Consider the following 11,201-nt stretch of genomic DNA (forward strand, 5'->3'; position numbering starts at 1 on the left):
ACTCCACCTAACTATTTGATTGGAAATGATATATTCTGATGGTCGGCTTGATCGGCGGAAAAAAATGAAAGCCAAATCGTTTATTCTTCAGTCTAAGGCTTGTTCTGATGCGCATCCCTGGTGTAGTTTCCCGCGCAACTGGATTGAAACCTTTTTGATTTGACTTAATAGGTTGAGTATAAATCAAAAAACTGTCCAAATTTTGTCCGCTCGGGGTATAGTGTTGCGTTGGCTTGTGCGGACAGATACGTACGTGTTTATTGACGGGAATTAAAGATGGGTATGGTTAGGAAACTTGTCGCGCTTATGACCGCAGGAGCGGTGACACTCTTGACGACGGGATATGCGGTGGCGGAACAGGGGAGATCTGAACCCTGGGAGATGACGTTTCAGGACGCCTTTTCCCCGGTCGCGAGGGAGCAGCATTTATTTAATGATATGCTGACCTGGATCATCGGCGCCATTTCGCTTCTGGTCTTGGCACTTCTGGTATATGTAATCGTCCGGTTTAATAAGAGAGCTAACCCGACCCCATCGAAAACCACACATAACACCTTGGTTGAAGTTATATGGACCGTGGTCCCGATCATGATTCTGATTGTCATTATGATCCCGTCGTTAAAACTGCTCTATTATACAGACCGGATAGAAACGCCCGACATGACGATCAAGGCAATTGGATATCAGTGGTACTGGGGATATCAATATGTCGATGAAGACGATCTTTCGTTTGAAGCCCTGCTGGTTGAGGAGGGTGACCTGAAGCCGGGTCAGTTGCGTCTTCTCACGACGGATAATGCCATTGTACTACCCATTGATACCAACATCCGCGTACTGGTAACTGCCGAAGATGTGATTCACTCCTGGGCGATGCCGTCTCTCGGGGTCAAAATAGATGCTGTCCCAGGACGTCTGAATGAAACATGGATCCGGATCGAGAAGGAAGGCATGTATTACGGACAATGCTCAGAGCTTTGTGGAACTGGACATGGGTTCATGCCAATTATGCTGAAGGCAGTCAGCAAGGATGATTATGCAAAATGGCTGGTTAAAGCCAAAGAGGAATTTGCGAGTGAAGGGGCACCGGCGATTAAATTCGCTCAAGTCACCTCCCCGAGCATTAAGTAAACAGGCTAGAAAGAGGCAGAGATTATGGCTTACGGTTCAGCGGCCGCTCACGACGAACATACACCCAGTGGGTGGAAGCGTTGGGTCTATTCGACCAATCACAAAGACATCGGATCGATGTATCTGATATTCGCGATTATAGCGGGTATCATTGGCGGTGGGATGTCCGTATTTATCCGGATGGAACTACAATTGCCGGGCGATCAGTTTTTGAACGGTAATCACCAACTTTTTAATGTACTGGTGACGGGACATGGGCTGGTCATGATTTTCTTCATGGTAATGCCAGCGATGATTGGTGGTTTCGGAAACTGGATTGTTCCACTGATGATCGGGGCGCCGGATATGGCGTTCCCGCGTATGAACAACATTTCATTCTGGTTGCTGCCGCCCGCCTTTTGCCTGCTGCTGATCTCGATTTTTGTCGAAGGTCCCGCCGGGTCAAATGGGGCCGGGACGGGCTGGACCCTCTACCCGCCTTTGTCGTCGTCCCTGGGTCATCCTGGAATGGCTGTTGATTTTGTCATCTTGAGTCTGCATCTTGCCGGTGCGTCGTCAATTCTGGGCGCTATCAATTTTATCACAACCATCTTCAATATGCGCGCCCCAGGCATGACTATGCATAAGATGCCGCTATTTGTTTGGTCAGTTCTTGTAACGGCGTTCCTGCTACTTCTGGCCTTGCCGGTTCTTGCCGGTGGTATCACCATGCTCCTGACGGATCGTAATTTTGGTTCCTCCTTCTTTAATCCACAGGGCGGTGGGGATCCTATTCTATTCCAGCATCTGTTCTGGTTCTTCGGTCATCCAGAAGTCTATATTCTTATCCTGCCGGGCTTCGGGATGGTCAGCCAGATTGTCTCGACCTTCAGCCGAAAACCGGTTTTCGGATATTTGGGAATGGCCTATGCCATGGTTGCCATTGGCGGCATAGGGTTTGTCGTCTGGGCGCATCACATGTTTACGGTCGGCATGAATGTTGATACGCGAGCCTACTTCCTGGTTGCAACATTAGTGATTGCGGTACCAACAGGAGTTAAGATTTTTTCCTGGATTGCCACAATGTGGGGGGGCTCGATAGAGTTTAAGGCGCCCATGATGTGGGCATTGGGCTTCATATGTCTGTTCACAATCGGGGGTGTTACCGGTGTGGTTCTGGCGAATGCCGGACTGGATGTGTCCTTGCATGACACCTATTATGTTGTTGCGCATTTCCATTACGTCCTCAGCCTCGGTGCAGTGTTCGCTATTTTCGCGGGTTTCTATTACTGGTTTCCCAAGATCACCGGTTACAACTACTCCGAAAAGCTCGCTCACCTGCATTTCTGGGTAACCTTTATCGGGGTGAACCTGATATTCTTCCCGATGCATTTCCTCGGGCTGGCTGGCATGCCTCGTCGTATTCCGGATTATCCGGATGCCTTTGCCGGCTTTAATGCAATTTCCTCTTACGGCTCCTATATATCTGCCTGCGGTGTTGTGATCTTCCTGATTACCGTCGTACACGCATTCGTGCGGGGTGAGCGGGCCGCTGATAATCCCTGGGGGGAGGGAGCGACGACGCTGGAATGGACATTATCCTCACCACCGCCCTTCCATCAGTTTAATGAACTGCCTGTTATTAAATAACGGGCGCGATAGGAGTAACTTGTGTCTGACACAAGCGTCATAAAAGAAGTAATCGAGACCCGCGCCGGTTCAGACGTGGCGCGGGTCGGTGATTATTTTGCACTATTGAAGCCACGGGTGATGTCGCTCGTCGTCTTTACCGGGCTTGTTGGCCTTATTGTCGCGCCGGGGTCATTACACCCGATCCTCGCCATTACCGCGCTGTTATGTATTGCGGTCGGTGCCGGGGCGGCCGGGGCCATTAATATGTGGTATGACGCTGACATTGATGCGGTGATGGAACGCACGAAGGACCGGCCGATCCCGGCGAAACGCGTGCGGGCGGACGAAGCTCTGGCACTTGGCTCGGCTCTGTCGGTCGCTAGCGTGGTTTTGATGGGGCTCGCGATTAATTATGTAGCGGCTATTTTGCTGGCGGTTACCATTGCGTTCTATGTCTTCATTTACACGATGTGGCTTAAGCGGCGGACGCCGCAGAATATCGTGATTGGCGGCGCGGCGGGTGCATTCCCGCCCATGATCGGCTGGGCCGCGGTGACGGGGAATGTCAGCCTTGAGTCATTTGTGCTGTTCGCGATAATTTTTATGTGGACACCTCCCCATTTTTGGGCGCTGTCACTTTGGCGGGATATCGACTATGCAAAGGCTGGCGTGCCAATGTTGCCTGTTGTTGCCGGACGGGAAGCAACTCGCAGGCAAATGGTCATTTATAGTACCTTATTGCTGCCCATAACAGTTATGCCTTATTTTATGGGATATGCAGGCCTATTTTATGGAATTGGGGCAACGGCTTTAAGTTGCCTGTTCCTCGGGATGACCGTCCGGGTATGGGTCCGCAAGGATGAGGGCAGCGCCAAGCAACTGTTTGCTTATTCGATTTTATATCTATTTTTGCTGTTTGCCATGCTATTGGGCGAAAACCTTGTCCGGACAATTACTTGATATGCTGAATGAAGAAGAAAAAAAACGGCGGCGCGTTCGTAATCTTGTCGTCGCCGGTGTTCTGGTCGCTGTCGTAGTTCCGTTTTACTTAATTACCATTGTAAAGATGTCGGGCAGTTAGGGATAGTTATGGATAATCGGAAAAGTTCTGTACGACTTGCAGTCATCCTGGTCTCTGTGGTTGTCGGGATGGTGGGGGCGGCCTATGCATCTGTTCCCCTCTACAGCCTTTTTTGCCGGGTTACGGGGTATGGCGGAACGACGCAGCAAGCAGACATTGCACCAGACGTTATTCTTGATCGTGAGATGACCATTGAATTTGACGCCAATACAAATGGATCGATGCCGTGGGATTTTAAACCTCTTCAGCACAAGGTAAAACTGAAGGTTGGTGAAACCGCCATGGTATTTTTTGACGCATATAACCCAACGAACAGAACAGTCAAAGGCACCGCAACCTTTAATGTTACGCCGGTAAAAATTGGTCAGTATTTCACCAAAATCGACTGCTTTTGCTTCACGGAGCAGATATTGAAACCAGGCGAGCGCGCCAATATGCCCGTGACATTTTTTGTGGACCCGGCAATAGACCAGGACGCGAACGCGAAAGACGTGAAAGTCATCACGCTTTCCTATACTTTCTACGAAAGTGAAGATGATGACGACACGTCCGATGTTTCGGTAAATGAGCAACAAAAATCGGTTGATGTGAACTAGTCAGCCACAAGGGTGTAGTATCTTTTTGCGCCGGAGCGGATCCGGCTGAATTGCAGGAGTTTAGGAATGGCAGATTCTCACGCCAAACAACATGATTATCATCTGGTGGATCCAAGCCCATGGCCCGCCCTTGCCTCTATTGCCGCGTTTGTAAGTGCTGTCGGCGCAATTATGTGGATGCATGACAGGGGATATGCGGTTTTCGTGATCGGCGCAGTTATCCTGCTATACACAGCGTTTGCCTGGTGGCGGGATGTTGTGAAGGAAGGCGAGCACGAAGGCCATCACACGCCGGTCGTGCAACTGGGTTTGCGCTATGGCATGATTATGTTTATTGCCTCCGAAGTGATGTTTTTCGTCGCCTGGTTCTGGGCCTATTTCGGTGCGGCTCTGTATCCAAGTGACGTCGGAGGGAGCGTATGGCCGCCAGAGGGAATCCTGACCTTCAATCCTTTCCACCTTCCACTTGTGAATACCCTCATTCTACTCTTATCCGGAACGACGGTAACCTGGGCCCATCACGCTTTGCAGCACGGGGATCGTAAAGGCCTTATACAGGGCTTGATCCTGACGGTTCTTCTCGGGGCGTTGTTCACGACAGTACAGATGTATGAGTATTCCCACGCTGCATTCGCCTTCACCGACGGTATCTATCCGTCGACATTCTATATGGCGACTGGGTTTCACGGTGCACATGTGTTCATTGGGACGGTCTTTTTAATCGTCTGCCTTATTCGGGCTGCCAAAGGGCATTTTACCCCGACGCATCATTTTGGATTTGAGGCGGCGGCCTGGTATTGGCATTTCGTTGATGTCGTCTGGCTGTTCCTGTTCTTTTCGATCTATTGGTGGGGTGCCGGTCCGGAATGGACCTGATGTAAAGTCACCGATGGCCCATAACTATGGCAAACCCGTTTCCCCTTTACGCACCGGACTTACCTGTAAATGTCCGACCTGCGGAGAGGGGAAACTTTTTAAGGGATATCTGGATGTACGGGAGAATTGTCCCGTCTGTGGGCAGGACTTTTCGGAGGTAAACAGTGGTGACGGCCCGGCAGTCTTTATTATCCTGATCGTCGGGTTTGTTGTTGCCGGCCTTGCTGTCTGGACGGAACTGGCGTTCAGTCCGCCCTATTGGCTGCAGTTGGCGATCTGGCTACCAACAATTTTTATTTTGAGCATCGGCCTTTTACGGCCGTTCAAAGCTTTTATGGTTGCTTTACAATTCAAGCATAAAGCTGGCTCTGACCTGAAGCGTTATTGACTATGAAGAAATTTTCTCCTGGACTTATCCCAACCTTGACGACGGTGCCGGTGGTTATGATTTTACTGGCACTGTGTGTCTGGCAAATCGATCGTTACAGTTGGAAAATCGATCTGATAGATAAGATCAACAGCCAACTCGCGGCGGCGCCGGTTGAAATGCCGATGGGTGAACTCGTCCCGGCTGACTGGCAATATCGCCGTGTTAGCCTGACAGGGACGTTCGACCATTCCAAGGAAATTCACCTGTTTGCTGTTGCTGACCCCGGCCGGGAGGGGTTTCAGATTATTACGCCCTTTATCCGCGCGGGAACGGGCGAAGTGGTGCTTGTCAATCGGGGCTGGGTCCCAAAAGATAATGTCGATCCATCAACGCGTCGAGAAGGTCAGCTTGACGGCGAAATGACGGTAACCGGTATCGTTCGCGAGCCCTACGGCAAGGACTGGTCATTCATGCCGGACAATAATCCCGAAAAGAATGTCTGGCTGTACCGGGAACTGAAGCTGATGGCGGCGCACCTTAACCTCGAGGTTGCCCCGGTATTTGTCGAACTCGATAAGAGCGATATTCCCGGCGGGCTGCCGATCGGGGGGCAAACCCGCGTGAGTCTTCCCAATAATCATATACAATATGCTTTCACATGGTTTGGACTTGCAATTGCCATGCTGGTTATATTTGTTATTTACGGTCTGAAACGCGGCCAACCGGATCAAGATTAGCGGGATGTCCTCGCCGTCGCGGTCCTATCTCAAACTGGAAACACGGTTTTCGCGGCTGTCTGCTTTGTCAGGTGCCGCCGCCATCCTGCAATGGGATAGCGCGGTCATTATGCCGCCGGGGGGAAGTTCCGCGCGGGCGGAACAAATGGCGGGATTAACTGTCCTCTCTCACGAGTTGTTAAATCACAGTGAAACCGCTGATCTGTTGGATGAAGCCGAAAAAACAGTAAGTGATTTGGATGACTGGCAGCGAGCTAATTTAAAGGAGATGCGTCATAGCTGGCGCCATGCAACGGCCATAGCCCCCGATCTGGCGGAGGCCCATTCCCGCGCCACCTCCCTCTGTGAAATGCAATGGCGGCAGGCACGGCACGACAATGACTTTGCGTCCCTTTCCACCTCCCTGACTGAAGTTGTGAACCTGACGCAGAAAATTGCGGCGGCGAAAGCGAATGTCTTCAAAACCACACCCTATGATGCCCTCCTCGATGAATATGAGCCGGGCTGCTCCTCTATGATAATCGACCGGTTATTTGCGGATTTGGAAGAGTTCCTGCCGGGGTTTCTTACAGACGTCCAGGATCGTCAGTCGTCAGAGCCTCCCGTGATCCTTCCCAATGGGCCGTTTGACGAAGCCATTCAGAAACGGCTCGGGCGGGATTTTATGACTGCCCTCGGATTCGACTTCAATCATGGGCGACTGGATGTCAGCCATCATCCTTTCACCGGGGGCGTTGCCGATGACGTCCGGCTGACGACGAGATATCAGGCCGAGGACTTTACAGAAAGTCTCATGGGAACGTTGCACGAAACCGGTCATGCCCTGTACGAACAGGGATTGCCAAAAAAATGGGGTACCCAGCCCGTCGGCATGGCGCGGGGAATGGTGTTGCATGAAAGCCAGTCGTTACTGGTGGAGATGCAGCTCTCCCGGGGCCACGATTTTATGGCTTTTACTCTTCCGCAAATAAAGAGCGCGTTCAACGGGCAGGGACCGGCGTGGGAGCTTGAGAATCTGCAACGGCTTTACCTGAAAGTCGAGCCGGGGCTGATCCGGGTTGATGCAGATGAAGTTACGTACCCATTACATGTGATTTTGCGGTATCGCCTGGAAAAGGCATTGCTGTCAGGGGACTTGAGCGTCGCTGACCTGCCCGGCGCCTGGAACAGTGGGATGCAATCGCTGCTGGGCATCACGCCGCCCAACGATACGATGGGCTGTTTACAGGATATTCACTGGCCCAGCGGAGCGATTGGCTATTTCCCGACATATACGCTTGGAGCTCTAGCCGCCGCGCAGATTTTTCAATCCGCGGCGAGTGGAATAGAGGATTTTTCCGAAAAAATACAGGATGGCCGGTTCCAGGATCTGCTCCGCTGGTTGCGCCTTCATATACATAGCCTGGGAAGTTCCACGTCGACGGATGAGATTTTGCGGGCGGCAACGGGCGGCCCGCTTGGATCGGCCGCCTTCAAAACCCATTTGCAGGCGCGGTATTTGTCCCGATAGCTGTTCGATGCCGAATTGTCAGTTTGGGTGAAGTCGATGCTTGCACTATTGCCCTTCGTATGGTTACTCTCACCCGCCTTTTGGTCCCAGTAACGGAGAAAGATGGTGCGTTATATCAGTACGCGCGGCAAAGCGCCGGTATTGAATTTTGAAGACGTGGTTCTGACCGGACTTGCACGGGACGGGGGGCTGTATGTGCCTGAAACCTGGCCGCAGGTCTCGAAAGAGGAAATACGCGGGCTGGCGGGCGTTTCCTATGCCGATGCGGCGGCCTTTCTATTGCAGCCGTTTCTCGGATCCTGTATTTCCGCCTCTGACTTCAACGCGATGACCCGCAAAGCCTATGCAGGCTTCTCGCATAAGGCTGTGGTTCCGATCAGCCAGCTTGGTAGCAATGAATTTTTGATGGAGCTCTATCATGGTCCGACGCTCGCCTTCAAGGATGTCGCCTTGCAGTTGCTGGGATTGCTCTACGATCACCTGTTAGGTCAGCGCGGCAAGCGAATTACAATCATCGGGGCGACGTCCGGGGATACAGGCTCTGCGGCCATTGAGGCCTGCCGCGGCCGAGAGGCCCTGGATATCTTCATTTTGCATCCGGCAGGGAGGGTTTCCGACGTCCAGCGGCGGCAGATGACGACGGTGGCGGATGCCAATGTCCATAACATCGCAGTCGAAGGCGACTTCGATGATTGTCAGGCGATGGTCAAGGCAATGTTCAACGATCATGTCTTTCGCGATGAACTGGCGGTCTCGGCGGTAAATTCCATAAACTGGGCGCGGGTAATGGCGCAAATCACCTATTATTTTACCACTGCTGTGAGCCTTGGCTCCCCTGAGCGGTCTCTTGCCTTCTCCGTGCCCAGCGGTAATTTCGGGGATATCTATGCCGGCTACGCGGCAAGCCGTATGGGGCTTCCTATTGACCAGTTAATCGTCGCGACCAATCGGAACGATATTCTATCCAGGTTTTTTAATAGCGGTGAATATCGAAAATCCGGTGTCGACCCGACAATCAGTCCGAGCATGGATATTCAGGTGTCGAGTAACTTTGAGCGGTTCTTGTTTGACCTTTACGGCCGCGATGGAGCAGCGGTGAATGATCTTATGGAAAAACTAGATCGAGACGGCGGATTTTCTGTTAACATGGCGCAATTGAACGAGGGAATTTTTTCGGCCGGACGTTGCGATGAGGAGGAAACTCTTCTCATGATCCGCAAAACGCTGAAAGAAAGCTTGAAACTTGTTGACCCCCATACGGCTGTGGGCTTGAAGGTAGCGGAAAAATGCCGAAATAAGAAGAGTGTACCGATGGTAACCCTGTCAACAGCCCATCCAGCGAAATTCCCGGATGCGGTAGAAAAGGCAACAGGTGTGCGGCCGGCGTTGCCTGCTCATCTGGCGGATCTGTTCGAACGCCCGGAAAAACTTGAGCAACTGCCCAATGACCTGGAAACTGTGAAATCCTTTATAAAGGAACGCGCCCGTATACTCGGGGCATAAAAACGGAAGCAAATTGATGGACGTAAAAGTTACAACTCTCAAAAACGGATTGCGGGTTATATCGGATCCGATGCCAAGCCTGGAAACAGCGGCGGTTGGTGTGTGGGTGGATACCGGGGCGCGCCACGAATCGGCTGCGGAAAACGGAATTTCCCATGTCCTTGAACATATGGCTTTCAAGGGGACTAAAAATCGGTCGGCGCTGGAAATCGCCGAAGCGATAGAAGCTGTGGGCGGGCATCTGAATGCTTATACCAGTCGCGACCAGACGGCCTATTTTGCCCGGGTACTGAAAGATGATGTGCCGCTTGCCGTAGATCTTCTTGGCGATATTTTACAGAATTCCACCTTTGATGAGGCGGAACTGAAACGAGAGAAGGAAGTCATTGTTCAGGAAATCGGTCAGACCCAGGATACGCCGGACGATATCATCTTCGATCATCTTCAGGAAACGGCCTATCCCGAGCAGCCTTTAGGCCGTTCAATATTAGGAACATCGGCACAGGTTCGCGGATTTGACCGGGAGATGATCGCCCATTACATGAAAAGTCGGTATCTGGCGCCAAAAATGGTGCTGAGCGGATCAGGAGCGATCGATCATGCCGCATTGGTAGAGCTTGCGGAAAAGGCATTTGGCGATTTTGCCTCTGCCGGGGCAACGGATATGGAAAGCGCGATCTATAAAGGGGGGGAGTATAGGGAGGAAAGGGATCTGGAGCAGATCCATTATGCCTTGTCAGTTCCAGGCGCCTCCTACAGCGACGATGATTTCTACACGGCACAGATTCTGGCGGGATTGCTGGGCGGGGGAATGTCCTCGCGTCTATTTCAGGAACTCAGGGAACGACGCGGTCTTTGTTATTCCGTCTTCTGCTTCTCATCGTCCTTCGCCGATACGGGGGTCTTTACGGTTTATGCCGGCACCGGTGAGGAGCAAATTTCCGAGTTGAGCAATGTGCTGGGAGATGAGCTGTTGCGGTCAACCGAGGATATTCTGGAGGTAGAGATCGAACGGGCGAAAGCCCAGCACAAAGCTTCCCTTTTGATGGGGCTTGAAAGTCCGGCGTCCCGATCCGAAGCCCACGCCCGGCAGTTGTTGATTTATGGCAATGTTCTCAGCAGTGCTGAAATTGTGGAAAAAATTGATGCGGTGACGGTTGAGGGTACAAAGCGTTTTGCCCGGGCATTATTCTCCGGCATCAACCCAACTGTGGCGGCGCTGGGGCCTCTTAAAAACCTTGATAGTTTTGACCATATTGCGGCAAGATTTAACTAGTCGGCTCTCATCAGGGCCACATCGGGTGTGAGGTTCCATTGCTGGAAAGACTTTCCATACTGGGTTCTGGTCCGCGAATTGAGACTGCGAGAATGTATCTCAGGTCACCCAAGCTTTCCGACTGGGAGCGATGGGCGCAATTAAGATCCGAAAGCCGGCGGTTTCTGGCCCCCTGGGAGCCGGTCTGGACGACCGACTCCCTGACAAGGGCAAGTTTTAAGGCGCGGTTGAGGCGCTATACCAGAGATATGAAAGACGACATGGGGCAGGCATTTTTTCTGTTTGACAGGGAGAGTGATGACCTGATTGGCGGCATCACGCTCAACAATATCCGGCGCGGCGTCGCGCAGACCGGGACGCTAGGGTACTGGACGGGCGAACGCCATGCGCGCCGGGGCTATATGTTTGAAGCACTTTGTGGATTGTTGCCCGTATTATTCAGCGAATTTGCATTGCGGCGCGTTGAGGCGGCCTGTCTGCCTGAAAACATCCCAAGTTCAAAACTTCTTGAGA

The 11,201-nt window shown here is 52.0% G+C and carries 12 protein-coding genes; all 12 read left to right on the forward strand.

The genetic code is table 11. The annotated features are described in order from the left end of the window. Positions 1-276: 276 nt before the first annotated feature. Entirely contained in the window at positions 277-1,128 is an 852-nt protein-coding gene (coxB, locus tag ACESNI_RS04080; RefSeq protein WP_373085191.1) for a cytochrome c oxidase subunit II, read from the forward strand. A gap of 24 nt (positions 1,129-1,152) precedes the next feature. Further along, positions 1,153-2,757, forward strand: a complete 1,605-nt coding sequence (ctaD, locus tag ACESNI_RS04085; RefSeq protein ID WP_373085192.1) for a cytochrome c oxidase subunit I — start codon at positions 1,153-1,155, stop codon at positions 2,755-2,757. 21 nt (positions 2,758-2,778) lie between these two features. Further along, entirely contained in the window at positions 2,779-3,699 is a 921-nt protein-coding gene (locus tag ACESNI_RS04090) for a heme o synthase (protein WP_373085193.1), read from the forward strand. After that, positions 3,680-3,820, forward strand: a complete 141-nt coding sequence (locus ACESNI_RS04095) for a hypothetical protein (protein WP_373085194.1) — start codon at positions 3,680-3,682, stop codon at positions 3,818-3,820. The genes ACESNI_RS04090 and ACESNI_RS04095 overlap by 20 nt, the downstream gene beginning before the upstream one ends. Positions 3,821-3,828: 8 nt before the next feature. Beyond that, positions 3,829-4,416 carry a cytochrome c oxidase assembly protein gene (locus ACESNI_RS04100; RefSeq protein ID WP_373085195.1) on the forward strand — a complete coding sequence of 196 codons (588 nt, stop codon included), beginning with the start codon at positions 3,829-3,831 and terminating at the stop codon, positions 4,414-4,416. 66 nt (positions 4,417-4,482) lie between these two features. Next, positions 4,483-5,292, forward strand: coding sequence for a cytochrome c oxidase subunit 3 (locus ACESNI_RS04105; protein WP_373085196.1), 810 nt, complete (start codon positions 4,483-4,485; stop codon positions 5,290-5,292). Between the two features lie 13 nt (positions 5,293-5,305). Beyond that, a complete protein-coding gene (locus ACESNI_RS04110) occupies positions 5,306-5,680 on the forward strand; it encodes a DUF983 domain-containing protein (RefSeq protein ID WP_373085197.1) in 375 nt (124 codons plus the stop codon). A gap of 2 nt (positions 5,681-5,682) precedes the next feature. Continuing rightward, complete coding sequence (locus ACESNI_RS04115) at positions 5,683-6,399, forward strand: SURF1 family protein (protein ID WP_373085198.1); 717 nt, start codon at positions 5,683-5,685, stop codon at positions 6,397-6,399. A gap of 4 nt (positions 6,400-6,403) precedes the next feature. Continuing rightward, positions 6,404-7,909 carry a carboxypeptidase M32 gene (locus ACESNI_RS04120; RefSeq protein ID WP_373085199.1) on the forward strand — a complete coding sequence of 502 codons (1,506 nt, stop codon included), beginning with the start codon at positions 6,404-6,406 and terminating at the stop codon, positions 7,907-7,909. A gap of 105 nt (positions 7,910-8,014) precedes the next feature. Further along, positions 8,015-9,412, forward strand: coding sequence for a threonine synthase (thrC, locus tag ACESNI_RS04125; RefSeq protein WP_373085203.1), 1,398 nt, complete (start codon positions 8,015-8,017; stop codon positions 9,410-9,412). Between the two features lie 16 nt (positions 9,413-9,428). Then, complete coding sequence (locus tag ACESNI_RS04130) at positions 9,429-10,688, forward strand: M16 family metallopeptidase (protein ID WP_373085200.1); 1,260 nt, start codon at positions 9,429-9,431, stop codon at positions 10,686-10,688. 92 nt (positions 10,689-10,780) lie between these two features. Then, a partial coding sequence (locus ACESNI_RS04135; protein ID WP_373085201.1) for a GNAT family N-acetyltransferase occupies positions 10,781-11,201 on the forward strand: 421 nt, incomplete at its 3' end.

The sequence above is a fragment of the Sneathiella sp. genome, assembly GCF_041689005.1.
Taxonomy (GTDB): domain Bacteria; phylum Pseudomonadota; class Alphaproteobacteria; order Sneathiellales; family Sneathiellaceae; genus Sneathiella.

Excerpts from the sequence above, each read along its gene's own strand:
- ctaD (WP_373085192.1), top strand. The coding sequence starts at position 1,153 with ATGGCTTACGGTTCAGCGGCCGCTCACGACGAACATACACCCAGTGGG.
- ACESNI_RS04115 (WP_373085198.1), top strand. The coding sequence starts at position 5,683 with ATGAAGAAATTTTCTCCTGGACTTATCCCAACCTTGACGACGGTGCCG.
- ACESNI_RS04100 (WP_373085195.1), top strand. The coding sequence starts at position 3,829 with ATGGATAATCGGAAAAGTTCTGTACGACTTGCAGTCATCCTGGTCTCT.
- ACESNI_RS04130 (WP_373085200.1), top strand. The coding sequence starts at position 9,429 with ATGGACGTAAAAGTTACAACTCTCAAAAACGGATTGCGGGTTATATCG.
- coxB (WP_373085191.1), top strand. The coding sequence starts at position 277 with ATGGGTATGGTTAGGAAACTTGTCGCGCTTATGACCGCAGGAGCGGTG.
- ACESNI_RS04110 (WP_373085197.1), top strand. The coding sequence starts at position 5,306 with ATGGCCCATAACTATGGCAAACCCGTTTCCCCTTTACGCACCGGACTT.
- ACESNI_RS04105 (WP_373085196.1), top strand. The coding sequence starts at position 4,483 with ATGGCAGATTCTCACGCCAAACAACATGATTATCATCTGGTGGATCCA.
- ACESNI_RS04120 (WP_373085199.1), top strand. The coding sequence starts at position 6,404 with ATGTCCTCGCCGTCGCGGTCCTATCTCAAACTGGAAACACGGTTTTCG.